This is a genomic window from Carboxylicivirga sediminis (assembly GCF_018156225.1).
Taxonomy (GTDB): domain Bacteria; phylum Bacteroidota; class Bacteroidia; order Bacteroidales; family Marinilabiliaceae; genus Carboxylicivirga; species Carboxylicivirga sediminis.
On the sequence record NZ_JAGTAR010000001.1, the window covers coordinates 37,638 to 63,271 of the forward strand.

Consider the following 25,634-nt stretch of genomic DNA (forward strand, 5'->3'; position numbering starts at 1 on the left):
TCAAAAGCGCAAGCTCCAGGAAGCAAAACAGAAGTTAATAGTACTAAATCAAAACTTCAACGGCATAATTGAGCAGCTTAAAAGAATACATACAGGAGTATTATGCCCTAATTGAGGGTTAGTGAAATCATTATTCAAACTTTAATGAGATATCACACCTCTATTATTCCGTCCCTAATAGCCACAATGACCAAGTCAATGGCGTTTGATACGTTGGCTTTTACAAAAATATTCTCACGGTGCTTATCAACCGTTTTCTTACTAATCTGTAGCTCTTCAGCTATCTGTACACTGGTAAACCCCTTGCCAATGTAGCGGGTTATCTGCAATTCACGTTCGGTGAAACTTTTAAACACCGAGTTAACAACTATATATTCGTCTGTCTGAACCACATTTCTTCCCCCCTGGTATGCATAACGTTTACCTTCCAGAACCGTGTGTAAAGCTTTTTTTATTTCAATAAAACTGGCACTTTTTAATACATATCCCGAAGCGCCGGCTTTAAGCATATTAGCATACACCTTTTCACTTACATGCATGGTTAGCGCTATAATTTTAAGCCGATGATTTATTTCAAGCGCTTTCTTTGTCGCCATCTCTCCACCCATAATTGGCATAGACACATCCATAAATACCAGGTCGATGTGATTTTTAGAGTTAAGAAGCTGAATAAACTCTTTGCCATCGCAGGCCTGCACTACCTCATTAATATAGGGCAGTTCGTTTAATAGACTACATAAACCTTCACGAAACAGTTTGTGATCATCAACAACAGCTACAGATATGTTTTTCATGTTTTCCAGACCTAAAGAATTTGAAAATGTTCATCAAATATTATACCTAACTCAACAAAATCAATCTAAAACAGCTAACAAAAGCACCAATATTGTCAATTAATGGGTTTATAAATTGACTTGTAGTTAATAGTGTCTAATATCGGTTGTAGATTTGAATAGGCCTGTTAATAAATTGCAACTGATAAAACATAACGACCGAGTACCAATGTAGCCATGTTTCCTCTAGACCTTATTTAAACAGCTCACCAAAGGCACATCAATATTAACAAACATGCCTCCGCTACTGGTATTTTCAACCACTAAACCAGCACCTATTGCCTTGGCCCTTGAGGCGATATTCAATAGCCCCATCCCTTTACCAAAATCCTGCTCAGCATCAAACCCACAACCGTCGTCTGTATAAATAAACACCAGCATTTCTGGTGTTTTGTACAATGATACACTAGCTTTAGAAGCATTGGCATGTTTAATGGTATTATTCAGCAGTTCACAGAATACCCTGTACAGCACAATCTCAATATTAAAGTCATACTTTTCATCGCTTATATTGGTATGAAACTTAATATTAAGTAGATTTTTCACCCCACTCCGCCTAACGAAACTCCTCATAGCCTCTAGCACACTTGCCTGATTCAGGGCCAGTGGTCTTAGCTGATTTGATATTTCGTAAACCGATAGAACACCTTGTGCCAATGAATCGTTAACACTTTTCAGTTTCGATAGCTGCTCCTCATCCAACTTCTCTGTTTTAACAGTCGACAACAGCATCCGGGTGATGGACAAAACCGGCCCCAGTCCATCATGAATTTCCTGGGCAATACGCTTCTTTTCTTTTTCCTCGGTAATAACCATTGCTGCAATTACTTTTTCTTCAGTCTTCGTTTGTTTGATACTGAGTTCCTCTAAGTCTTTCAGTATTCGGCGGATATACACAGAAGCTACCAGCATAGTGATAGATATAATAAGTGCCAGCCAAACATTAGATACGTCATAAATGGTATAGGAGCTATTAAAAAGGTAGTCGACCATATTAACCAACAGCCTGACTGCCATTAACAAAAAACCCAGCGAAATAGCTATCCAGGCAATACTATATCTGGTTTTGGGAATCAGACCAGTTGCTATTGATGCCGCTGTAACCTGTATCAAAACCGATGAGAACAACACTAACTCATGCAGTAATGTAAAACCGGTATCTAATCCATCCATGCCTGTAGTTATTTGAAATCGTTTACTGCCGAATTTATATTCTTTCAAAAAGTATGCCTGACAGCAAACTAATTGCCAATTTTAAATTAGCAGTAAAGGCCATCTCAAATATTGAGATGGCCTTTAAACTGAAATAAAGATTACAACTTATGGATTTTGATCATCCTGATCAATTTCATCATTCGCATCAACCTCAACCTGTGGAATTCTATATACTAACAAGTTATCATTAGCCGGTACATTCATTATCACATTTGGTCTATGATTTTCAGAACCAGTACGGTCAATCGACTGATTACGACGCTTAAAGTCGAACAGACGAGTACCTTCACCCCACATATCAATTCGTTTTTGCAGGTCAATCTCCGACATCAGCTCATCTCCTGATTTGGTGCAGGTATATCCAGCCATGCGTGCTTGCATAATGGTTTCCAAAGCTGCTTTAGCTTCTCCTTCTTTACCATCCAGATAAAGTGCTTCAGCCTTCAGGTAATGCATTTCGGCTACCCGCAAATAAATATAATCTGACTCAAAACCACCTACATCTCTAAATTTCTTATTCACATATAATTTTGGATCGCGAGACACTTTGATAGGATCTCCATTCTCATCTACTTCCTCGCCATTAATCAGTCGCTCTTCAAACCACATTTGGCGCACATCGCCTTCTTGGGCAGACACTGCTTCAAATAACTCTGATGTAGGTTCTTTGTATTGCCCCAAAGCACCTCCATAACCACCTGCATCAGCATCAATATGACTCATAAACGAGGCATAAAAAGTATTTGTTTCAGTACTAATTAAAGCACCCCAAAGCACCTCATTTTTATTACCACTAACCGTGTTAAAGCCAAAGCCAGCCAGCTCATCAGCTGTCATTAATGGCACCCCATCAATAGCAATATCAGCATACTTCACCACCTCTTGCCATTGATTTGGATAATCGCTAACAAAGCTAAGTACTTTAGCATAAATTGCAGCTGCAGCATATTGATTCAACCTTCCACTTGCAGAGTTAGTCCCTTTCAAGTAGTTATAGCCCTTATCAATATCACTCAATATTAAGTCATATACATCTTTTACAGGCTGACGAGCCAACTTCATTTCATCTTCTGTAATAATTGGCACCCCGGGTGCATCCTTATTCCACTGGTAGGGATGCTGGTACATATTGATTAACCAAAAATAAAAGTAGGCACGGGCTGTATAAGCCTGACCGATTGCGTTACGTGAAACTGCATTTTCCAGCTCTACTCCATCTTGTGGCTTAATTAAACCTATGACCGTATTAGCCCCCCGAATACCATCGTACATGGTGCGCCATGTGCTTCTTGGACGACGGTATGGAGCTCCTCTATTATCCAACTGATAGTCATAATTAAACCATTGTGTGATATTATAGGCAATATCATCGGTCATCATATCAGTAGCCAACATCATGGCCCTCAAACCAAAATCGTCGTGTGAGTCCCTGTACTTGAACAAATCATAGTACATCCCCAACAAGTATCCTTCGGTAATTTTCTCAGGATTAGTTTTCAATAATTCATCTGCTCTATCTGATGACAGGTATCTATCAGGATCGGCATCCAGAAAATCATCAGAACAGGCTGTTACAAATAGCAACAATGCTAATAGAAGTTTGATATCTAATTTCATAGTTCTCATTTAATTAATTAAAACGTTACGTTTAAGCCTAAAGACATAGTTCGAACGGCATTGTACTTATACTCTGTTGAACCATCGAAAAACTGACGTGGATCAAGTCCTTTACGTTTTGAAAATAAGGCCACATTATCGGCTGCCATATATATGCGCAACGACTGAATATTCATCTGATTCAGCAATTGAGGCTTAAAAGTATAGCCCAATGTTATATTACGAATATTAAAGTAGGAAGCATCCGTCAGAAATCGATCAGATTGTTGATTAGCCTCTTGATAGCCATACTCGACACGAGGTACGTTTGTATTAGTATTTTCAGGTGTCCAAGAGTTATGAATATCAGCGTGCCAGTTGGCTCCTGCTCTGCCAGAACTCATCATACCTGCATAACTTGAATCATACACTTTACCGCCAATCTGGAATGCCGTTTGTACAAATAAATCAAAGCCTTTGTAGTTTAAGCTAGTGCTAACACCACCAATCAAATCAGGCAAAGAAGTACCAACTACCTCTCTGCTGGTGGCCAATGCATCGTCATAATCATTTGTTCTTTCCCATGTGATATTACCTTCTGCATCAGTAGATTTCATCCAATACAGAGCGTCACCATTGGTTGCATCTACGCCTGCATATTTAACCATGTAGAAATCATAGATCGATCCACCTTCCTGCAAAATTTTAGAACCACGGATGATACCGTCTTCACGTTTATCCTCCGGCAAGCGTGTGATTTCGTTTTTATAATGCGTAGCATTTAAGGACATATTCCAGGTAAAACCTCCACGACGAATAAGATCACCACCTACTGTAAAGTCAATCCCTTTATTCACCATATCAGCAATATTCTCAGGAACATATGCAATACCGGTTGAGTTAGGTACCGGGTTATTAAATAACAGGTCGTATGTATTTCTTACAAAGTATTCAAACTCCACATTCAAGCGGTTACGGTAAGCACTCATTTCAACCCCAATATTGAAGTTATGACTGGTTTCCCAGGTTAAATCAGGATTTCCTTTATAATACAATGACAAAGCAGGCTTATTATCTACATTAATCACATTATACAAATCCATGTAAGGTGTATAAACAACATTGCCAGCATTGTCCAATATCCCATCATTACCTTGTACTCCGTAGGATGATTTCAGTTTCAGGTTATCCAGCCAATCTACATCAGCCAGAAAGCTTTCCTGGTTGATCCGCCACGAACCACCTACAGACCAGAAATTACCCCAGCGGTTATCTGGGTGGAATTTAGAAGAACCATCACGACGTATACTAGCTGAGAAATAATACTTACCTCCATAGTCGTAAGTTAACTGTCCTAAATAACTCTCAATCGAGTGTTCATTGGTATAAGAACCCATATCGTTCATTACAGCACCATTATTCAGTTCATGATTCTTTGGATCCAGAAATTGAACTTTTGATGCCATTAAATAATTCATCGTATAGCCGTAACTCTCGTGACCAGTTAAAGCACTAATGGTGTGCTTACCAAACGATTTATTGTAGTTCAATAACTGGTTGAAAGTAGTGGTTTCATATCGGTACGAATACTTATAAGAACGACCATTAACATTTTGAGCATCACCATGTAACGGGGAATAAAATGTAGTATTTAAGCGATTACGTACATCATACCCCAGGTTGGATGTAAAAGATAAACCATCATAAATATCAAACTTTAGGAATGTACGTGTACTCAGGTTATCATTCAGTGTCTCATTCAAATCGGTTTGAGATGACGATGCAGGGTTGGTGTTGGCTCCCCATGGTCTTTTCCCCATATCATGACCTTTTCCACTACCAAAATCATACAAGAGCTCACCACTATCGCTATATTGTCTATCTCCATTACCATCGTATACAAACACCGGATAGATTGGCGCAATATTTTGGGCAAACATAAATGGATTGGAGAAGTTTGAACTCCCAGTTGCACGAGGTTGCGATTGGATACCGCGTGAATATGAAATGTTAGTTCCTACCTGGAACCAATCGGTTACATTGTGCTCAATATTGGCACGGGTTGAAATACGCTCATAGCCTGTGTTAGCCACAATACCTTCGTCATTCAGGTAACCCAATGACATAAAGTACTTGGTTTGATCATTAGCACCACTAAAATTTAGGTTATACTCCTGACGTATACCGCGTGAGAACATTTCGTCGAACCAATTATCATTATATAGGTAAGGCGCATCGGTCAAAACACCATCAGGAGATACAATTTGAGTTATACTGCTACCATAAGCATTATAACCACCTAATTCAGAAAGCAATCGTTGTGAAGCTAATGTTCTATCGCCCAATTGAGTGCCAAGAGCCTCCCACGATTTCAAGTAGTACTCACCTGGATCTTCCATTACATCATACATTGGTACTCCAAGCGAGTTTACACCAACGCGCGAATCAAAGTTTACCTGCATTTTACCTTGCTTTCCTTTTTTGGTGGTAATCATTACTACACCATTGGCAGCTCGCGAACCATACAGTGCAGCAGATGCCGCATCTTTCAATACCGAAAGAGATTCAATATCCTGTGGATTGATTGAACTGATGGTTCCGGTATAAGGCACTCCATCAACCACAATGAGCGGTGAACTGGCCGCATTAATCGAACCAATACCACGAATTCGAATAGATGCATCACTACCCGGTTGTCCTGTCCCGGCTACCTGCAAACCTGCAGCCGTACCAGCTAAAGCTTGTGTCACTGAAGATGTTTGCATTTTGGCAATGTTGTCACCTTTAACGGTGGCTGCCGAACCGGTAAATGACGATTTCTTAGCTGTTCCATAGGCTACAACCACTACTTCGTCAACATCCATTGACTCACTTTTAAGAGCCATATTAATGGTTGACTGACCGGAGTATGCTACTTCGCTGGTTTGCATTCCCACAAACGAAAACACAATGGTAGATGCATCTGCAGGTACATTTAATGTATAACTTCCATCAGGAGTGGAAACAGTACCAACTGTGGTACCTTTAACAAAAACTGATACGCCGGGGATTGGACTCCCATCCAGCTCATCAGTTACAGTTCCCTTGAGAACGCTTGTTTGAGCCATAATATGGCATGCAAACAAGAACATCACAGTAAGTGATAAAACTACTTTTTTCATACGCAAATAAAGATTTAATTGATAAAATTGAACTGATATATTTATATATAGATCAAGTACATACTAACTCGCAATTGGGCTATTACCTATATAAGTGCAACGCATTGACTTGTGTAATAAGTCTGCAAAGACAGGACATAAACGAACGATTAATCTAAGGACTTTCATAGCTGTGACGATTTAATGATTATTAACGAACCTGGACGATACCGGACTTGAATAAAAAAGAATGCCTGGCCAACTGCTAAGCAACTGATACCAGAGCATTCAATTTGTCCTAGTATATTAATCTAAACCTAACAGCCACGTTTGACTGTCTTCGCGTCTATGATTCATGTATCAAAAATTCTCATGGGTTGATACAAATGTAAGTTTCGGGTATGTGCCCCTTATCAGTAGAAATCCCTATGCGGTTGCACAGAGTAGCCACAACACATTCATACAAGAAATAGAATTATTTAACACTTACTATCTGATCTGAAATGTCCTCAAGCAAAACACGTCTGAAGGAATAATATGCAATCGAAGGGAATATCTAAACTGCAATGAATTATAACACTAGATATTACAATCACATTAATTCAACACATTTCAGTATTTGAGACACTTACCAAATGTCACCCACTATGTGTTCATTGTTTGATATTTTGTTCAGTTTACTTCTCACAAAACACTATCTATAAAAAATTGATTTTTTTAAGATTTATTAGAAATAAATACTTTATCGAGAGTTGGAGTGATATACTGACAGGCATACATGTTATATAACATGACAATTGTCAGTAACTATAAAGCTTCAATAAAGAATTTGCAAGCACATACCACTGAAAAATCGAATGTGCTAATAGCATAAATGAAAAGGTAATTTCACAAGACGCTATAGAAAATGGGCTAAAGCCATAGCTAACAATAAAAAAATACATGCCGATGAAAAGATGTTCACCTGACCTGAATGGTGATGAATATCGCTGCAGCGATTATTTTGCAACATTCACTGGTATAATCCCAAGAAAATCACACCAGTGATATGTTCTAAAGGAAACTTACTTATTAAAATATCTTATTATCCGGCAAACATAAACTCAGAAAACTACGGTTGAGAAGCTGACTTAGATGCTTCTTATTCAACCTCTAAAAAGGTTTTAATGCCACCCAGGTAATAGTCATTCCACCCCTCTACAATATCCTCAAAAGCTTCTTCTGGAATATTGGTATGCAGCAAATCAATTTGCACCTTGCCGCCTCCCTGAGGAAAGAATTTAATAGTAACTATGGATGGTTCATTCTGCTCTCCAAAATACCACTCCTGCACTATTTTCTTCTCTTCTTCAACTTCTAAAACACGTCCAACAATATCACCCTCCCAAAGCGAAAACTCCGATCCGGCCTCACTACTCATCACTGCCGGATAACCACTCCAAAGCTCGATTGTAAACGGATTGATAAATGCTGCAAAAGCATCTTCCATTTCGGCCTTGACTTTAATACGTGTCTTGAAATCTTTATACATGGCATCAAATTTTAGACAAAGGAACGCAAAAATGTTGAACCAATGCATGGCATAATTGTCAATTTTGAGACGGAAGATCACATCGATCTCCCAACCAGCGCCTTACAAAGGGATAAATACTTCCACCTCTTTACGTTCCTGACTTTGTTCTTCAAAGCGCTTGCGAGCCATGTAATATAATAAACCACTGAATTTACGGGCATTATACGAACACATTTCGACACATCGAGCACAGGCGATACATGCCTTTTTATTGGTTTTCTTAGGATTATTCTCATCGATAGCTCCTACCGGACACAAACGGGCACAAGCTCCACAAAAATTGCAATTTGAATTAGCTCTGGCTGCAACCGGCACTTCACCTATCGCCTGGTTGGGATGATGCCCTTTTATCCTTGGCTTGCCATCAGTGGTAAGTCTGGCATGCTTAACGCTTTGCTTACCAAACTGCCGGGCTTTATCAAGGTCTTTCTTATCAGGACGTCCCTTAGCTACCTCCTGAAAAATCGAATGCCGCGCCACAAAAGCACCAGAACTGATTGGTATAAAACCACCATCACTGCATATCTGCACCAGCTCATCCAAGGTATATTGATAATCATTATTCCCATAAACGCAGGTAATCACAGCTCTAGCTCCATTTCCGTTGATCTGCTTAAGGTATTGGCGCGCCAATTCAGGTACCCTGCCAGAGTATGCTGGAACTCCGACAACCGCCACATCCTCAGGGGCAATACTAATTTCCTTCTGAATGCCTTGCGTAATATCATAACTAACAACCTGTCCCGGTATTCCGGAGGCAATGGCTTCAACTACTTTTTTGGTAGATCTGGCCGGACTGAAAAAAATAGCATGCACTTTTCGGCTATGATGTATTTCAGGTGTTGATGGCTGCAACATGGTACAATTAGCGCTTCTGTTTTAACTAGATATTAATGTAATCAAGGCTGTTGTGCCTATTATTTTCGTTGCAAAATTATTGAATGCCAATACGCTAAAAATTGACTAAAATCACTTTGGTGAATGTTGCAAAACACATTTTTTACACAAAAAGAACTTGCAACAGTCAGAAGCGTTACAAGTTCTTTGTCCAAGCCATTTCTGATAGTACATTTATATGCCCAAAGCTTTAATTAAATCGGCTACTCTGTAAAAATGAATATTGGATATATCCTGCATCTTTCCCCTTAGCACCTCATGATCGAGGTAATATTGATGGGCTGGTGTTATAGGAAAATCTTTATTATAAAACTGCAGTTCATTCTCCTGTACCTTAATACGATTGAACAGCTTATTAAGTTGATCAGTATGTTCATCAAGCACCATCAATTCCACGGTATTCAACTCCGAAATAAATTCTTCATCTTTCACTTCTTCATTCCGATTCTTCAGAATATCAATCTCATTTATAAATAGTTTCAATCGGTTCTTCCAGATCTTGTATTCAAAATCGAGATCCATTAAGTTGATGTTTCCCCCTTTCATGCCGCAAGGTTTTAATCATTAGCCTTAAAAAGTTAGCAAAAAATGAAAGAAAAAGCAGCATAATTCAGGATAAAATTTGAAATTATCACAACAACTGACATTGAAAGAAACAATGTTGCGTTATGCTATTACAGTCACAACTGCCTTACCTATTCGAACCAACCAGGTAATTCCAATTGTAGTTCCTCTGCTGAATAATTATGAACCATTGGCACCTCGCCCCACAATGCATGAGGATAATAAGACTGAAGATAACGTCTCAACAGCTTAGCCGAATCAGCAGTAATCTGAACCTCAGTAATGGGATAATGATTATAAATAATCCCATATACGGGGATATTACGTGCTTTCAACACCTCCAGGGTCAACAGCGTATGGTTAATCGAACCCAGTCGTCCGGAAGTGACTACTATTACAGGAAAATTGTGCTTTTGTATAAAATCTGCCACCAGCAATTCCTCATTTATGGGCACCATCAGTCCACCTACTCCCTCAACAAGCACATTAGCATACTTTCCCTGGATGCATTCAATTGCCTTTACCAGCTCATCTTCCGATATATGTACATTTTCCATCGCTGCCGCAAGGTGTGGACTGGCCGGAAACCTGAACAAATAAGGACACGTTAAGCCATTTATATCATCCTCCATCAGCTCCATTCCCATTAACTGACGATGCACAGCAATATCATCAGATAAATTTTCACAGCCCGTTTGCGACAGCTTCATAGTGATGACATCTTGTCCCGACTGTTTCAAATATCTTCCAAGCAAGCCTGTCACCACCGTCTTCCCGGCATCTGTATCTATAGCGGTAACAAAATAAGTTGACATATCTATTTCTTTTTAAAAATCATTAAATATGGGTGATAGGTTAAGGGATACCCTTTAAATTCAGCAAATTGGCCATAGGCTTCACAATATTCGTTCAATTTACGCCTGGTCCACGAGCAGGCTGAAACACCGTTGACACCCGTGTTGCGCATATGTTTTAACACATCGACAGGCCTCTTGAACCAGAGCTGCTCGTGCCACTCTATAAAATCGATCAACTCAAAATATTTACTTGCTGCTGAAATTATCTGCTCCTTTGTTTTATAATTGATGCCATTGCCCGTAGTAGCTTTTATCTCACGGTAGTTATCAGGTCCAAATGACGACATTACCAAAAAACCTTTCGGCTTCAGTAGATCAGATAGTTTATGAAGAAATGACTCTATTTGGTTAATCCACTGAATGGTGGCCCCCGACCAAATGCTATTCAGAGCATCAGGAAAATCAGTACACTCTGCATCACCCGCTATAAACTGTTGCCTGACAACATTCCCTTTCAGCATCCCCTGAATCACCCCTTCCACATTATTAACCAAATCGTTGGATATATAGTCAACTACAGAGAAATGACAAAGTAATTGCCGGGTTAATATTCCTGTGCCACATCCAAACTCCAATACTCGCTCCTGTTTGGCTGGCAAATAATTCCTGGCCATATCAACCAGGCGAAGGGCCATCTCTTGTTGTACCTTGGCATGCGCACAATAGGTTGATACAGCCGATTCGAAGCGCTTCTTCAGTAATAATTTATCAACCCGGGGTTCTACCTGCAATAACTCACTCATCATAGCTTTATTAAATGGATTAGTTCTTCCCAGTTATCGAATCCGTAAAAGCAGAAATGTCCGTGATTCAGTTCAATGATGTCTGCTTTTCCTTCCCAGTAATGATACTGATTAGCAGTTGGAAATATTAAATCACTTCTACTAATTAGCGCTGTATCATAAAAATCATCCTTCATCACTTGAACCTTAAAATGCTGCATCAGGAGTAATAGCTCATTTCTAACCTCATCAAAAGGGCGAAATGGCTTGTTCTGATTAAAGCACTCCCATTGTTCTTGCTCTGAAAACATTCGACGCTGGAACTTCTCCAGGTTTCTGTCGTTGAGCCCCGATAAGGTACCCATAGCAATTGGCGCCGGAATGCCAAAATACTTATCAACAGGCTTTACTGTGCCATTAACTGCAATTGTGCGAGTCAGCATGTTCTTAAGCGGATAAAGCGCCGACTGTGCTACCCAAACACCAAATGACCAGGCAATTACAGATACTGTTTTATATAGATGGATGGATTCTATTACTTGCTTTGGTAAGGTTAAATCACGATAATCATATACCATTAATACATCACTGTCATCTGAACCTATAGTTTTAAAGGGTTGTTCATCGCAACTCCAACCATTAAAAAACAGAATTAGCCTTTTTGAATCACATTTATGTAACCATTTATATTCCATCACTCGTTGTTATTTGGTATGTATTGTAACATCCGCTCAATATCGGCCTGCTGCATATCTGATGTTAATGAAATCCGTAGTCGTGCTGTATTAACCGGCACGGTTGGCGGGCGAATAGGAAAAACCAGGTAACCTTGTTTTTGTAGATGCTCAGATAACTGTACAGCCACATCATTGGCCCCCAGAAAAACAGGCATTATATGGCTCTGGTGCACCGGATAGCCTTTACTGAACAGGGCCTTATACATAAACTCCGTCAAAGCCTCCAGCCGCTTGCGTTCTTCAGCAAAATCAGCCATTTGCTCAGTGACAAATTTCGTCCATGCCATATTAACGGGTGGTAAAGCGGTTGTGTAAATTAGGGTGCGCGACTTGTTTACCAATAAGCGCTTAATGGTAGTGTTTACAATTGCAAATGCCCCAACTGAAGCATAAGCTTTCCCGAGGGTGCCCACAATAATATCGATACGATTGATTACCTGCTGTACTTCGCATAGTCCCAAACCTTTATCACCCAACACTCCCACAGCATGGGCTTCATCAACATACAAAATACAGCCGTATTGCTCCTTAATTGCTACAAGTTGCTCCAGATCTGCCGCATCACCATCCATACTAAACACCGACTCGGTGACAATAAAAACCCGTTGATAAAAATGCCTCCGCCTATTCAAGATGGAAGAAAGTTGCTCGTAATCAAGATGACGGTAACGAACATGTTCTGCATCACTCAAGCGAATACCATCAATGATGCTGGCATGACATAATTTATCAGACAGTATCAAATCCTTCTTTTCAGTTAAAGCCGGTAAGATGCCCGTGTTGGCATGATAACCGCTGTTGTAAAACAATGCTGCCTCAGCCATATAATTGCACCTTAACAAATCCTCCACGTCATCATACAGCGTAGTATTACCTGTAAGCAAACGCGAAGATGAGGCTCCCAGCTGCCATGTTCCGGCTTCAACCTGTTGCTTATAGAATGTTTCTCGCAACTGTGCATTATTGGCCAATCCGAGATAATCATTGGATGTGAGGTTGAGCAATTGCTTATTGTTGTAACGACAATAGGCACCATGCAAGGACTCAACAGCCCTTAACTTGCGCAGCAATCCGGCGGATTCAATCCCAGCCAGTTGTTCATCATAAGTCATTTTACGCCCTCCTCTTTTATAACCTGATAAACAGCTGCACATAACTTATTCAGCTCATCATCACGAATAATGAAAGGTGGCATCAGGTACACATTTCGTCCAAACGGACGCACCCAAACACCCAACTCAACAAAACGCTTCTGTACAATGGCCATATCAACCGGCTGCTCCAGTTCAACCACACCAATTGCGCCAAGACAACGTACATCTTTGACATTGGATAATTGCTTACAAACACTCAGTCCTTTTAGCAATTCAGCTTCAATGTGTTGTACTTGTTCTTGCCAACCTGATTTCAACAACAAATCAATACTGGCATTGGCCACTGCACAAGCCAATGGATTACCCATGAAAGTTGGCCCGTGCATAAATACCCCCGGCTGACCATTACTAATAGTTTCAGCCAATTGACTTGTAGCTAAAGTCGCTGCAAAACTCATGTAGCCTCCTGTAATGGCCTTACCCAGGCACATTATATCGGGCTCAATACCTGCATGCTCGCAAGCAAAAAGTTTACCTGTACGTCCAAATCCGGTTGCAATCTCATCAGCTATTAAAAGCACATTGTAACGTGTACACAAGGTCCTCAATTCGCGCAGGTAATCGGCAGAATAAAACCACATACCTCCGGCCCCCTGAACGATTGGTTCAAGTATAACCGCAGCTATTTCGCTTTGGTGTTTTTTTAATATTGCATGTATCGCATCTATACCTGTCTGAATATCAGATTCACCAAATCGACACCTTGGCTGATCGGCAAAGAAATGTACCGGCAAAGCCTTACTGAAAATGTGATGCATACCAGTTTCAGGATCGCATACCGACATGGCATTCCAGGTATCACCATGGTAACCGGAACGAATGGTAGCAAATTTTGATTTCTCACTTTTCCCTTGTGCAATCCAATACTGAAGGGCCATCTTCATAGCCACCTCAACTGCAACTGAACCTGAATCACAAAAAAACACCTTCTGCAAAGATGATGGAGTTAGCTCGATCAATCGAGAGGCAAGCTCAACAGCCGGTTCGTGTGTTAAGCCGCCAAACATTATGTGCGACATGCTTTTCATCTGCTTTTGAACAGCCGCATTTAACACTGGATGATTATAGCCATGAACAGCCGCCCACCATGATGACATACCATCTGTAAGTTCGCGGCCATCCTTCAGGTAGATAGTGCAGGCTTCAGCACGATCCACCGGATAAACAGGCAACGGATTGACCATGGAAGTATATGGATGCCACACATGTTTGTGGTCAACATCTATCAACTGATTTATATTCATTTCAAATGCCATTAAGCTTTACAGCATGTATTTTCTTCTAGCAGCTCATGATCAAGCTTAAAACCAGCACCCGTGAAGGCTTCTTTATCCTGGTTGATATTGGTTCCTACTGTTGTTAAATAGTCACCTACCAATGCCGCACTCACGCCTGCTTTTAAGGCTTTGTTCTGGATATGACTAATCAGGTTACGGCCACCTGCCAAGCGGATGTTAGCCTTCGGATTAATAAAGCGGAAGAGTGCAAAAGTAGTCAGTACCTCCTCATCGGACAAAGGTTCAGCGGCAGCTAACTGGGTTCCTTCCACGGGCATCAGCACATTTAGCGGAATGGACTCAATCTCCAATTCAGATAAGGTAAACGCCATCTCGATGCGCTGTTCCATCGTTTCGCCCATGCCAATGATTCCGCCCGAACAAATACCCATACCTGCCGAACGAGCCGCCTTTATGGTACGAATCTTTTCCTCCATGGTATGTGAGGTACACACCTGTTTAAAGTATGAAGGAGCCGTTTCAATATTGCAATGATAATGGCCCACACCAGCTTCTCTCAACTTATCCAGCTGCGAACGGTTTAACAAGCCCATAGACGCGCAGAGGTGAATCGGCGTTTTACGCTGGATGCTTTTATAAACACCACACAATTTATCAAGGTTACCGTTGGAAATAGCTCTTCCACTGGTTACCAGCGAGAAACGATAAACCCCTTTGCTGGCATTCTCATCGGCCAGCTGCTCGGCTTCCTTTAAGTCAACCAGTTCATACTCCTCCACATTGGTATTATGAAACATGGATTGTGAGCACCATTTACAGTTTTGCGTACACTTGCCCGACTTTGCATTCATAATGGAGCACATCTCCATAAAATCGCCTTTATAATGACGACGAAGTTCATCGGCTGCTTCATAAAGTTCCTCTTTGTTCTCCAAACTGATTAAATCCAATGCCTCCTCCTGTGTAATAGAACCACCTTCCAGAATCCGTTCCTTAATTTCTTGTACCATATGCATAAAATAAAAAACCGCCAACAAGGATTTCCCCTGCTGACGGTTATTAATAATGTTCGTTTATTGTGACATCACATGCTACAGCATCATTAGCTAATACTAATACCTGTAACACATCCTCATTTATCTCATTTATTGTTTCATCATCATCCTGCTCCAGTCTTAATGCATGCAGAAGCTCTGTTTCAACATGTAACACAACCTGACCAATCCATTGTACCAGGTCGACAGACAGCCGGCCAATATGCACAACATTACCCAGCGACCCAAAAATAGCATACCCTTTACGGCTCCACTTTTTGAATACGCAAATGACTGATTTTTTCTTATAACCGGATAAAGAATTCACGACGCAAATCTAACAGATATTTTTTATTTCATGCAAAATGCCCTGTTGCTATGCAACATATATGCCCCAAACTTCCGCAAGGTTTTTATTTACGAAGAACAAAAAATTAGACCAGTTGGTCTTTGGCTACTTTTATTTATTTACAGATAATTGCACCCTCTTAATTTACTATAATATCCTATTCCATGCTGATAAACAACCATTTAGAACAAAAACAAATAAGGCTAGAAGCCGATTTAAGCAAGGCAAACTTCGTGGAAATATCTAATTTAGCTCACCTAGTACCTCAATCACATAATAAACAATCAACATGAGTGGATTTTTTGGCAGCATTTCGAAAAGTGACTGCGTTACAGATGTCTTTTATGGGACAGATTATCATTCACATCTGGGAACCAAACGAGCCGGATTAGCATTTTTATCACCTGAAAAAGGTTTTCAAAGGGCCATACACAGTCTTGAAGATGGCTATTTCAGAAACAAGTTTGAATCAGATATTGAAAACTTTGAAGGCACCAGCGGCATCGGTGTGATCTCTGACACAGAGGCACAGCCAATAATTGTGACCTCAAACTTAGGCCGATTTGCTGTTGCTACTGTTTCTAAAATCGTCAATATCGATGAACTGGAAGAGCGATTTATCAGGCAGCACCGCACCTTTTCAGAGACCAGTCAAAACAGCATCAATCCAACCGAGCTGGTGGCCATGCTTATTGCCGAAGGTCAAACATTTAAGGAAGGTATTGAAAATGTATTCAACAGCATCAAAGGTTCGTGTTCGATGCTGATACTAACCGAAGATGGTTTGCTGGCAGCGAGAGACAAACTGGGCCGAACACCAATTATCCTTGGAAAGAAACAAGGTGCTTATGCAGCTTCGTTTGAAACATGTGCCTTCTCTAATCTTGATTATGAAATTGATAAATACCTGGGACCTGGGGAGATTGTTAAAATCACCTGTGATGGATATGAGCAACTTCGCCAGCCCAGTGAAAAGATGCAGGTATGTTCATTTTTGTGGGTCTATTATGGCTACCCTCCATCATTTTATGAAGGTATCAACGTTGATGAAAGTCGCTACCGTTGCGGAGCTGCTTTAGCAAAGAGCAATGGCACCGAGGCGGACTTTTGTGCTGGCATTCCTGATTCTGGCGTGGGTCATGCCATGGGCTATAGCCACGCTACAGGTATCCCATTGAAGCGACCGTACTCGAAATACACGCCTACCTGGCCCCGCAGCTTTATGCCACAAAGCCAGAAAACCCGTGACCTGGTGGCTAAAATGAAGCTACTACCCAATAAAGCATTGATAGAAGGGGGACGTGGTATATTTTTAGATGACTCTATTGTAAGAGGCACACAACTAAAAGATAACGTACAGGACTTGCATAAAGCAGGCATTAAGGAAGTGCACGTGCGCATTGCTTGTCCGCCATTAACTTATCCTTGCGAATTTTTAAATTTCAGCCGTTCGCGTTCAAACATGGATTTAGCAACCATCAAGGCAGCCTGCAAACTCGAAGGACGTGAAGATGTTGATATGAAGGAGTATTCGGACAATAATTCGGAGAAGTATGAAGCGATGGTGGAGGAAATTCGCCAATCACTGGACTTAACTTCCCTGAAATTCCAAAAGCTGGATGACCTGGTTGAGGCCATTGGCTTACCTAAAGAGAAATTGTGCACACATTGCTGGGATGGTTCAAGCTACTTTTAAACGATTATAAGTCACCTGATACTAAAAGAGCGCTTCCAATAAGAAGCGCTCTTTTAACTTTATGAACAAGTTGGGTTATTCAACCAACGAAACTTCATTAATAATTTCACCTCCACGCGTGATCGCTTTCTCATTCATTGGAATAAGGTGGTGGTGACGCTCTGGCAATGACTTTTTAAGTCCTGCAATAACATTCTCCATCTTAACAATTGGCTTCACTTTCAGGTATCCGCCCAATACAATCATATTGAATGTTTTAACAGCATGCATGCGTGCTGCTTCTTCAGTAGCATCTACACGATAAATATTGATATCGGTACGCTCAGGATGACGTGTAATACCATTACCATCATAAATTAATGTACCACCAGGCTTTACATCCTTTTCAAATTTATCCATCGACTGCTGGTTAAGAATGATGGCAGTATCATATTCGTGTAAGATAGGCGAGCTAATACGCTCATCGCTAAGGATAACAGTCACGTTAGCTGTACCACCACGCATTTCCGGTCCGTATGCTGGCATCCATGATACTTCCATATCCTGCATTACGCCTGAGTAAGCTAATATCTTACCCATCGAAAGTACTCCTTGTCCACCAAATCCGGCTATTACTATTTCTTCTTTCATTTCTTCAAATTTTAAGAGATTAAACCGAACTACTCGTCCTTGATATCACCAAGAGGGTAGTATGGGAACATGTTTTCTTCCATCCATTCATTGGCCTTTGTTGGTGTCATTTTCCAGCCTGAGCTACAAGTTGAAACCACCTCAACCAATGATGTACCTTTGTTAGCTGCCTGATTTTCGAAGGCTTTTTTCAGTGCCTTCTTTGTTTTGCGTACGTTGGCAGCTGTATGAACAGACTGACGTGTCACATAACAAGTACCTGGCAGTTGTGCCAGAATTTCAGAAATCTTGATAGGCGCACCATCGTGGCTTACATCACGACCAGCCGGACAGGTAGAAGCAGGCATGCCTGGTAATGTAGTTGGTGCCATCTGGCCCCCTGTCATACCATAAATACCGTTGTTGATGAATACCATTACAATGTTTTCACCGCGGTTACAAGCATGAATGGTTTCAGCTGTACCAATAGCAGCCAGGTCACCATCACCCTGGTATGAGAACACATAGTTCTCAGGCATTAAACGCTTAACAGCTGTTGCCAACGCAGGAGCACGGCCATGAGCTGCTTCCTGCCAGTCAATCTCCAGGTAATTGTAGGCCAATACCGAACAACCAACAGGTGCAATACCAATGGTTTTATCCTGAATACCCATTTCTTCGATTACCTCGGCAATCAATTTATGCACTGTACCGTGGCTACATCCAGGACAATAGTGCAATTCGTTTTCCGAAAGAACATCCGTCTTTTTGTAGATGATGTTTTCAGGTTTTATAATTGTGTTTATATCTGACATTGCTTATCCTCCAATTAGTTTTTGTTCAAGTGCCTCAACCACTTCACCAGGTGAATGTACCGAACCACCAAAACGTCCGAAATGCTCAACCGGCACTTTACATTCTACAGCTAGTTTTACATCCTCAACCATTTGGCCCGCACTCATCTCAACTGATAAAATACCTTTTACCTGCTTGGCTCTTTCTTGCAGCTGCTTGGTTGGGAATGGGTAAAGTGTAATTGGACGTAACATACCTACTTTGATACCCTTTTCACGCGCCAGCTCAACTGATTTCTGACAGATACGTGCACTGGAACCATAGGCTACCACCAAATATTCAGCATCATCACACATTGTTTCTTCAAACAATACTTCGTTTTCCTCAACCTGTTGATACTTGTTCTGTAATTTATGGTTAAAAGCTTCCTGAACAGATGCTTCTAACTGCACTGAAGTGATAATATTTTTAGCACGGTCTTTTTTCTTTCCGGTTGTCGCCCAAGAATGGTTTTGCTCAATGTATTCAGCAGTCCAACGTGGTTTGAATTCCTTCAATTCCACTTTCTCCATCATCTGACCAATTACACCATCAGATAAAATCATTACCGGGTTACGATATTTAAAAGCCAGGTCGAAGGCTGTTTCAACAAAGTCAGCCATCTCCTGCACTGAAGCAGGTGCCAATGTGATTAATTTATAATCCCCATGTCCACCACCTTTAACAGTTTGGAAGTAATCAGACTGTGCAGGCTGAATGGTACCTAAACCAGGTCCTCCCCTCACAACATTTACTACAACACAAGGTAGCTCAGCTCCTGCAAGGTATGTCAAACCTTCCTGCATTAAACTCACGCCAGGACTTGAAGAAGAAGTCATTACGCGCTTACCGCAACCGGCTCCGCCATAAACCATGTTAATAGATGCGATTTCGCTTTCTGCCTGCAAAACAACCATCCCGGTTGTCTCCCAAGGCTTTTCGGCCATGAGGGTTTCCATTACTTCCGACTGGGGAGTAATAGGGTAACCAAAGTAACCATCCACACCAGCACGGATAGCTGCTTCAGCAATCGCCTCATTACCTTTCATTAGTTTTAATTCTCTCATGTGTGACTAATTTCCTTTATGAGTTTTACATTAAGCAGTAGCTCCTGCCTTAGCGCGATAAACAGTAATACAAGTATCAGGACAAACTATCCCGCAATTAGAACAACCGATACAGGCATCAGGATTTGCCATGTAGGCATAGTGATACCCCTTGCCGTTAACCTCGGCAGCTAATTCAATTACCTTTGTGGGGCATGCTGTTGTACAAACGCCGCAGCCTTTGCACCTTGCTGTATCCACCACAATTGCACCTTTTGCTTTTGCCATATTATAGAGTCTTTAATAGATATTACAAATTTAAACTTAAGTATCGATTTTCAACATGACTACTATCAGTATTTACTTGTTTATAAAGGATATAAACAAGCTTACAAATTATCACCAACACATTGAATCTATGGATTATCAGCTCTAAAAGCCTCCAAGCGAATCCTTAAATCCTCAAAGCGTTCTTTTCCTGTTTGCGACACACAAGCCCTTATGCTCTCCTGCTTACTACCGGTCTTTCCCAGGGTTATTGCACTAATTCCATAGTAAAGTAGTTTTTCAAGCAACTGCCCTCCTGTCATGTCCTTATACGATACTGTGAAATAAAAACCGTCGGCCAGAGGTTGATCGATATCCTTATCATATGTCAGATTGAAACCATTTGCCAAAAACAGCTCCTTCATCACATGCCCTCGTTCCTTATAATCCTTAACCTCCTCCAGGAAATTAAATTCACCATCATTGGCAGCTTTTAACATGGCCGCCAAGGCATGCTGTGCCGAATGGCAAGTACCTGAAGACAAAGCATACAATACGCGCGTCACCAGTACCTGACCATATTTATCTACCCCAAACCTTTCCTGAAGGTTTTTGTAGCGACGATTGTACAAGTATTCTGACATACACGTCATACTTATGCGCTGACCGGCATAACTAAAGGCCTTAGAACTTGAGATAAGCAGCACATAATTATTCGTATAATGCCCAACAGAGACCTGATATGGCGGCTCAAATGGCTTAGAAAGATCCTGACGAAAATCCATGGCAAAATAAGCCAGGTCTTCAATAACTACTACATCATATTTTGTTGCCAGCTCACCAATTATCTGCAATTCCGACTCAGTAAAACATACCCATGTCGGATTATTCGGGTTGGAGTATATTACCGCCGAAATCTTACCGGTTTTGAAATATGACTCAAGCTTCTCCCGTAGTGCCTCTCCCCTGTAATTATATACATCAAAAGAATCGTACTTGTACCCAAGTACATCTAATTGCTGCTTTTGCACCGGAAACCCAGGATCAATAAATAAAAGCGTATCTCTTTCTTTATATATCTGACCACATACCAGAAAGTTGGCATATGAGCCCTGCATAGAACCCACTGTGGGTACGCAACACTCTGAAGGGATATCCAAGTTCAGAAAGGCTTTGACAAAACGACTTGTTTCATCCTTAAGCGGCTTAATACCTTCTAACATTGGATATTTGGACGCCACCCCCTTTTTAAGTGCATCAATCTCTGCATTGGTTGCTATTTCAGAAGGTACCAGCCCGGGAACACCCATTTCCATCCGAATAAACTTCTCACCACTCTGCTCTTCAATATCATTTACAATAGAAACAATCTCCCGGATAGTTGCATTATTAAGATCGCCAATTTGATACTTAGCCAGAACATTATCAACTATATTAGCATCAATTGGTGTATTTGTGTGTGATTGCATTAGATTAATTTTACATCGTGAGCTGATAGCTCTTTGTGATTGAAAACAAAAAGGGTGGCACAGCGCACCACCCAATTAGATATCATTTAAAAACCAAACTCGTTTATGAGTCGGTTAATCCAGTTTTCGACGCGCACATCAGTTTTATCCGCTTCATTATCCTCATCAACTGGCAAGCCTAAAAACTGACCGTCTTTAATACCTTCTGACTCCTCATAGGTATATTCTTCGGTTGAGCAAAAACCTACCACTTCAGCAGCTGTATTTTCCAATCGATCATACACCCACCCAAGAGCATCGACAAAATGTTGCGGATACTGAATGTGATCTCCCAAACAGTACATGGCAATCTTTTTACCTTCCCAGTTTACTTTACCAAAACACGTAGCAAACTCATCCCAATCAGTATCTTTATATTCAGAATCCCAATTTGTTTTACCAATTGTAGACATACCGAAAATCAGCTTATCAAATCGTTCTAATACTGATTCGTCAGCCTTTTTAACAGCAATCAGTTCTACTTTATCTGCTCCTAACTTTTGTTCGATAACATGAGCAACTTTCTCAACGCTACCCAACTCAGGACCATAAAAAATACCAATCTTAGACATAGTTATTGATTTTTACAGAGGTTTCTATTACTTCAAATATGCTTTTTTTACCCGAGATATGCAACCTATCAGCCCGCCGAAGGCTTCTTATTTCCTGCTATTGCAAGCAATACGCCCAATACAATTCCCAGCAAGGCAGCAAACAACACCCTATATTCAGGTGCCATCAGAAATGTGATTGTGTGTGCAGGTATCCAAAAGAACGGTATCGTCTTTTTAAACACAAAATTCCATTGCACACCCCAGTCCATCTCTTTCATAATTTTACCAAAAGCGACAGGCTTTAACAAACAAGTCAAACTGCCATTATTCATTATAATATGCGTATCCGTTATGCGATGCAAAGTCATCATAACCGGCGCATAAATGAGGTTCATTGCTGCACTAATACAAAATGCCACGAGTAACTTTTCAGCAGTGAACGATTGACTCATCACAGCAAGTGCTCCTTCAACTCCGATTTTCTCAAGAAAAACAGGCACACCCGATGCAAATATCACAAACGCCATTTTAATGGTTAGTCCCAACAATCCCCAGATTATCGCCCGGGGCAGTATTCCAAAGCCATCAGCTGTGTATCTACCTGTCTTTATTCGTAAGCCAATAACTTCACCAAGAGTAGCCAGCACCGCAAACTTCAAAAAACTCATGAACATTGGATGGTTAAGATTAAATCCCTCGTACCAGCCAAATACAGTCGCACTCAAAAAGAAGGGTGCAAAAAACACCGCTAAAGACATGCAAAAAATAATATCAATCGTCAATTTCCTACTCATATCATTTTATCCAACAGGCTTGATATCAATCTCTAACACAATTCACACCCCCACCCACACAAAAGACACACTAAACCCTATTAAACAATTCATTAGGCCCCATTTCAAATCATAAGCCTTCACAAAAATAACAGGATTTATTATTATTAATGCATCCCCAATAATGATTTAGATCAAGTTTAAGGTATTTTTTCTTTAAAACAAAAAAATTATCCACAAGAAACCCACCTATTCATAGTTGCAGTGTAGCATTTAAAGATATATTTCTTTATTTAATATTAAGACAATAAAAAAGCCGGCCTTCCTTTGAAGAGCCGACTTTTTCATCATTATCAATACACAAACAGTTACTTTTGAATCCGTATCCGGGCATCTACAGCAATCACTTTTTCACCGTCACCCAATAGCGGATTTATATCCATTTCTTTAATTTCAGGAGCATGCATCAGCATAGATGACAAACGAACAATGATTTCGGCATATTTGTTTTCATCAATGCCTTTTTGCCCTCGCACTCCTTCAATAATTTTATAACTTTTTAACCCCCGTATCATTTCGAGAGCTTCACCCTGATTAACAGGCGCTAAACCAGAGGCAACATCTTTTAATACTTCGATAAAGATACCACCCATTCCGCACAAAACCATGTGTCCGAAACCCGGCTCATAAGTTGCACCTATAAACAACTCCTTCCCTGTAATCATTGGTTGTAGCATTACACCGGTAGCATCTGCTATTTGCATCATACGCACAAATTCAGCATTTAGTTGCTCATCTGAGTCAACATTAAGCACAACCCCACCAACATCTGACTTATGAACTGGCCCAACAACCTTCATCACAACCGGATAACCAACCTCAGCCACTGCCGTCTGCAAATCTTCAACTTTATCACTCACAAACTCTTTAACCCGCGGCACACCAGCCACATCGAGCAACTCCTGAACGACTTCAGGCGAAACATACCCATCAGGTTGTGCTTCAATAATCCGGCGAAGCGCCTGCACATCCAAATCCTCTTCACCACCTGATATCGCAACAGGTTTAGGCGTATTATAAACCTTGGTTAACGCATTACCAAACAGCACCTCATCCGGAAAGTTAACATTTCCCAAATTAATAAACATTTCAATATCATCCTTGACGTTAACTACGGACGGTAAAATCGGATATATTGGCTTCTTACACTCCCTTATCTTACGGTGAAGCACCTTGTAAACTTCCTCATTAGTGAATAAACCCGGACTACCAAATACAACAGCCATAGCATCGATGTGATTGAAGTCATTTTCACAAGCATCAATTATATCACCCAGCTGCTCAGCCGTTCCGGTTGCCAGAAAGTCAATAGGATTAGCCACACTCGAACCGGGATACAACTTTTCTAACAATGCCTCAGCTTTTGGCCCATCAATGGCCGGTACTTCCAGACCACCATTAGACAATGCATCGGTTAACATCACTGCTGGTCCTCCCGCATGGGTAATCACTGCAATATTCTTCCCTTTCAACTCCTCGACCATGAAAACAGCTGCCACATTGGCCAACTCCTCACGCCCATAACAACGAACGATTCCTGCTTTTTTAAACAAGGCATCAACTGCCAAATCACTACTTGCCAAGGCACCCGTATGACTAGAAGCCGCACGACTACCTGCTTCTGAATTACCAGCTTTAACAGCCGCAATTTTACAGCCTTTATTAATTAAGGATGCAGCATGCTTCAAAAGCTTCTGAGGGTTGTTCACACTTTCGAGATAAAGCAGTTTTATCTTCGAACTCTTTCCTTCCACATAGGTATTATCCAGATACTCCAGTACCTCTTCCACACCTGTTTGAGCACTATTACCTACCGAATAAACACTATTAAACTTCAAGCCTTTGGCCATTCCAGCCTCAATAATAAACACAGCCGTTGCTCCGGAACCTGAAATAAAATCAGCTCCCATTGGCTCCAATGCCGGAATTGGCGTTGTAAACACACTACTATGATTGGTAGTAAGCATCCCCACACAGTTAGGACCAATCAAACAGCCGCCTACCTCATTAATTGTATTAACAATTTGATGCTCTAAAGCAGCACCTTCTTCATTTTCTTCACTAAAACCTGCAGAAATAATAATAAAAGCCCTGGTGCCTTTTTGCTTTGCCAACACCTCAACCGTTTGCGGGCAAAATTTGGCAGCAATAGCCAACACTGCCAGATCAACATTTTCGGGTAAATCAGCCACATCACGATAGGACTTTATCCCCTGAACCTCATCACTCTTGAGGTTAGTAACATACAAGTCACCTTTATAATTGCCATCAACAATGTTTTTAAGAATCTTTCCTCCGGGCTTCATTACATCATCGGAGGCTCCCACCACCACAATGCTTTTCGGATTTAGCAGCTGTTCGTTTATCATTTGTGTATT

The 25,634-nt window shown here is 40.9% G+C and carries 23 protein-coding genes; 1 reads left to right on the forward strand and 22 read right to left on the reverse strand.

All coding sequences use genetic code 11. From position 1 onward, the window contains the following. Positions 1–152: 152 nt before the first annotated feature. The 14 genes from KDU71_RS00180 to KDU71_RS00245 all read right to left on the reverse strand — a co-directional run bounded on the left by KDU71_RS00180 (position 153) and on the right by KDU71_RS00245 (position 15,888). Positions 153–794 carry a response regulator gene (locus tag KDU71_RS00180; protein ID WP_212187870.1) on the reverse strand — a complete coding sequence of 214 codons (642 nt, stop codon included), beginning with the start codon at positions 792–794 and terminating at the stop codon, positions 153–155. A 225-nt stretch (positions 795–1,019) separates the two neighbouring features. Beyond that, complete coding sequence (locus KDU71_RS00185) at positions 1,020–2,006, reverse strand: sensor histidine kinase (protein WP_212187871.1); 987 nt, start codon at positions 2,004–2,006, stop codon at positions 1,020–1,022. Between the two features lie 147 nt (positions 2,007–2,153). Then, positions 2,154–3,665, reverse strand: a complete 1,512-nt coding sequence (locus KDU71_RS00190) for a RagB/SusD family nutrient uptake outer membrane protein (RefSeq protein WP_212187872.1) — start codon at positions 3,663–3,665, stop codon at positions 2,154–2,156. 17 nt (positions 3,666–3,682) lie between these two features. Continuing rightward, complete coding sequence (locus tag KDU71_RS00195) at positions 3,683–6,805, reverse strand: SusC/RagA family TonB-linked outer membrane protein (RefSeq protein ID WP_212187873.1); 3,123 nt, start codon at positions 6,803–6,805, stop codon at positions 3,683–3,685. Positions 6,806–7,925: 1,120 nt separating this feature from the next. Next, a complete protein-coding gene (locus KDU71_RS00200) occupies positions 7,926–8,315 on the reverse strand; it encodes an SRPBCC domain-containing protein (protein ID WP_212187874.1) in 390 nt (129 codons plus the stop codon). 102 nt (positions 8,316–8,417) lie between these two features. Continuing rightward, entirely contained in the window at positions 8,418–9,215 is a 798-nt protein-coding gene (locus tag KDU71_RS00205) for a 4Fe-4S binding protein (protein WP_212187875.1), read from the reverse strand. A gap of 213 nt (positions 9,216–9,428) precedes the next feature. Then, positions 9,429–9,800, reverse strand: a complete 372-nt coding sequence (locus KDU71_RS00210; protein WP_212187876.1) for a hypothetical protein — start codon at positions 9,798–9,800, stop codon at positions 9,429–9,431. A gap of 149 nt (positions 9,801–9,949) precedes the next feature. Continuing rightward, entirely contained in the window at positions 9,950–10,633 is a 684-nt protein-coding gene (gene bioD / locus KDU71_RS00215; protein WP_212187877.1) for a dethiobiotin synthase, read from the reverse strand. A gap of 2 nt (positions 10,634–10,635) precedes the next feature. Then, a complete protein-coding gene (gene bioC / locus KDU71_RS00220; RefSeq protein ID WP_212187878.1) occupies positions 10,636–11,418 on the reverse strand; it encodes a malonyl-ACP O-methyltransferase BioC in 783 nt (260 codons plus the stop codon). Then, positions 11,418–12,092: a DUF452 family protein gene (locus KDU71_RS00225; RefSeq protein WP_212187879.1), complete on the reverse strand. Its 675-nt coding sequence runs from the start codon at positions 12,090–12,092 to the stop codon at positions 11,418–11,420. The genes bioC and KDU71_RS00225 overlap by 1 nt, the downstream gene beginning before the upstream one ends. Beyond that, positions 12,092–13,246, reverse strand: a complete 1,155-nt coding sequence (locus tag KDU71_RS00230) for an aminotransferase class I/II-fold pyridoxal phosphate-dependent enzyme (protein ID WP_212187880.1) — start codon at positions 13,244–13,246, stop codon at positions 12,092–12,094. The genes KDU71_RS00225 and KDU71_RS00230 overlap by 1 nt, the downstream gene beginning before the upstream one ends. After that, positions 13,243–14,532 (reverse strand): adenosylmethionine--8-amino-7-oxononanoate transaminase, encoded by a 1,290-nt coding sequence (bioA, locus tag KDU71_RS00235; protein ID WP_212187881.1) that lies wholly within the window; start codon positions 14,530–14,532, stop codon positions 13,243–13,245. The genes KDU71_RS00230 and bioA overlap by 4 nt, the downstream gene beginning before the upstream one ends. An 11-nt stretch (positions 14,533–14,543) precedes the next feature. Then, complete coding sequence (gene bioB / locus KDU71_RS00240) at positions 14,544–15,536, reverse strand: biotin synthase BioB (protein ID WP_212187882.1); 993 nt, start codon at positions 15,534–15,536, stop codon at positions 14,544–14,546. A 49-nt stretch (positions 15,537–15,585) separates the two neighbouring features. Next, positions 15,586–15,888, reverse strand: coding sequence for a hypothetical protein (locus tag KDU71_RS00245; protein WP_212187883.1), 303 nt, complete (start codon positions 15,886–15,888; stop codon positions 15,586–15,588). Between the two features lie 310 nt (positions 15,889–16,198). Here KDU71_RS00245 and KDU71_RS00250 point away from each other — a divergent pair, with 310 nt between their 5' ends. After that, complete coding sequence (locus KDU71_RS00250; RefSeq protein WP_212187884.1) at positions 16,199–17,605, forward strand: amidophosphoribosyltransferase; 1,407 nt, start codon at positions 16,199–16,201, stop codon at positions 17,603–17,605. A 75-nt stretch (positions 17,606–17,680) separates the two neighbouring features. Here KDU71_RS00250 and KDU71_RS00255 read toward each other — a convergent pair whose 3' ends face one another. From KDU71_RS00255 to KDU71_RS00290, 8 genes are all read right to left on the reverse strand, one after another. Further along, complete coding sequence (locus KDU71_RS00255) at positions 17,681–18,235, reverse strand: 2-oxoacid:acceptor oxidoreductase family protein (protein WP_212187885.1); 555 nt, start codon at positions 18,233–18,235, stop codon at positions 17,681–17,683. A gap of 29 nt (positions 18,236–18,264) precedes the next feature. Beyond that, positions 18,265–19,029 (reverse strand): thiamine pyrophosphate-dependent enzyme, encoded by a 765-nt coding sequence (locus KDU71_RS00260; protein WP_212187886.1) that lies wholly within the window; start codon positions 19,027–19,029, stop codon positions 18,265–18,267. A gap of 3 nt (positions 19,030–19,032) precedes the next feature. Next, entirely contained in the window at positions 19,033–20,115 is a 1,083-nt protein-coding gene (locus KDU71_RS00265; RefSeq protein ID WP_244828024.1) for a 3-methyl-2-oxobutanoate dehydrogenase subunit VorB, read from the reverse strand. A 30-nt stretch (positions 20,116–20,145) separates the two neighbouring features. Next, positions 20,146–20,382, reverse strand: coding sequence for a 4Fe-4S dicluster domain-containing protein (locus KDU71_RS00270; RefSeq protein WP_212187887.1), 237 nt, complete (start codon positions 20,380–20,382; stop codon positions 20,146–20,148). A gap of 128 nt (positions 20,383–20,510) precedes the next feature. Beyond that, positions 20,511–21,830, reverse strand: coding sequence for an aminotransferase class I/II-fold pyridoxal phosphate-dependent enzyme (locus KDU71_RS00275; protein WP_212187888.1), 1,320 nt, complete (start codon positions 21,828–21,830; stop codon positions 20,511–20,513). A gap of 86 nt (positions 21,831–21,916) precedes the next feature. Beyond that, entirely contained in the window at positions 21,917–22,441 is a 525-nt protein-coding gene (locus tag KDU71_RS00280; protein WP_212187889.1) for a flavodoxin, read from the reverse strand. Between the two features lie 68 nt (positions 22,442–22,509). Further along, positions 22,510–23,217 (reverse strand): hypothetical protein, encoded by a 708-nt coding sequence (locus KDU71_RS00285; protein WP_212187890.1) that lies wholly within the window; start codon positions 23,215–23,217, stop codon positions 22,510–22,512. Positions 23,218–23,564: 347 nt separating this feature from the next. Next, a complete protein-coding gene (locus KDU71_RS00290; protein WP_212187891.1) occupies positions 23,565–25,625 on the reverse strand; it encodes an acetate--CoA ligase family protein in 2,061 nt (686 codons plus the stop codon). Positions 25,626–25,634: the final 9 nt, after the last annotated feature.

Coding starts and splice junctions, on each gene's coding strand:
- KDU71_RS00255 (WP_212187885.1), bottom strand. CDS start 18,235: ATGAAAGAAGAAATAGTAATAGCCGGATTTGGTGGACAAGGAGTACTT.
- KDU71_RS00260 (WP_212187886.1), bottom strand. CDS start 19,029: ATGTCAGATATAAACACAATTATAAAACCTGAAAACATCATCTACAAA.
- bioA (WP_212187881.1), bottom strand. CDS start 14,532: ATGAATATAAATCAGTTGATAGATGTTGACCACAAACATGTGTGGCAT.
- KDU71_RS00250 (WP_212187884.1), top strand. CDS start 16,199: ATGAGTGGATTTTTTGGCAGCATTTCGAAAAGTGACTGCGTTACAGAT.
- KDU71_RS00205 (WP_212187875.1), bottom strand. CDS start 9,215: ATGTTGCAGCCATCAACACCTGAAATACATCATAGCCGAAAAGTGCAT.
- KDU71_RS00180 (WP_212187870.1), bottom strand. CDS start 794: ATGAAAAACATATCTGTAGCTGTTGTTGATGATCACAAACTGTTTCGT.
- KDU71_RS00225 (WP_212187879.1), bottom strand. CDS start 12,092: ATGGAATATAAATGGTTACATAAATGTGATTCAAAAAGGCTAATTCTG.
- KDU71_RS00265 (WP_244828024.1), bottom strand. CDS start 20,115: ATGAGAGAATTAAAACTAATGAAAGGTAATGAGGCGATTGCTGAAGCA.
- KDU71_RS00185 (WP_212187871.1), bottom strand. CDS start 2,006: ATGGATGGATTAGATACCGGTTTTACATTACTGCATGAGTTAGTGTTG.
- KDU71_RS00230 (WP_212187880.1), bottom strand. CDS start 13,246: ATGACTTATGATGAACAACTGGCTGGGATTGAATCCGCCGGATTGCTG.
- KDU71_RS00275 (WP_212187888.1), bottom strand. CDS start 21,830: ATGCAATCACACACAAATACACCAATTGATGCTAATATAGTTGATAAT.
- KDU71_RS00195 (WP_212187873.1), bottom strand. CDS start 6,805: ATGAAAAAAGTAGTTTTATCACTTACTGTGATGTTCTTGTTTGCATGC.
- KDU71_RS00270 (WP_212187887.1), bottom strand. CDS start 20,382: ATGGCAAAAGCAAAAGGTGCAATTGTGGTGGATACAGCAAGGTGCAAA.
- bioD (WP_212187877.1), bottom strand. CDS start 10,633: ATGTCAACTTATTTTGTTACCGCTATAGATACAGATGCCGGGAAGACG.
- bioC (WP_212187878.1), bottom strand. CDS start 11,418: ATGAGTGAGTTATTGCAGGTAGAACCCCGGGTTGATAAATTATTACTG.
- bioB (WP_212187882.1), bottom strand. CDS start 15,536: ATGGTACAAGAAATTAAGGAACGGATTCTGGAAGGTGGTTCTATTACA.
- KDU71_RS00280 (WP_212187889.1), bottom strand. CDS start 22,441: ATGTCTAAGATTGGTATTTTTTATGGTCCTGAGTTGGGTAGCGTTGAG.
- KDU71_RS00190 (WP_212187872.1), bottom strand. CDS start 3,665: ATGAAATTAGATATCAAACTTCTATTAGCATTGTTGCTATTTGTAACA.
- KDU71_RS00210 (WP_212187876.1), bottom strand. CDS start 9,800: ATGAAAGGGGGAAACATCAACTTAATGGATCTCGATTTTGAATACAAG.
- KDU71_RS00290 (WP_212187891.1), bottom strand. CDS start 25,625: ATGATAAACGAACAGCTGCTAAATCCGAAAAGCATTGTGGTGGTGGGA.
- KDU71_RS00200 (WP_212187874.1), bottom strand. CDS start 8,315: ATGTATAAAGATTTCAAGACACGTATTAAAGTCAAGGCCGAAATGGAA.
- KDU71_RS00285 (WP_212187890.1), bottom strand. CDS start 23,217: ATGAGTAGGAAATTGACGATTGATATTATTTTTTGCATGTCTTTAGCG.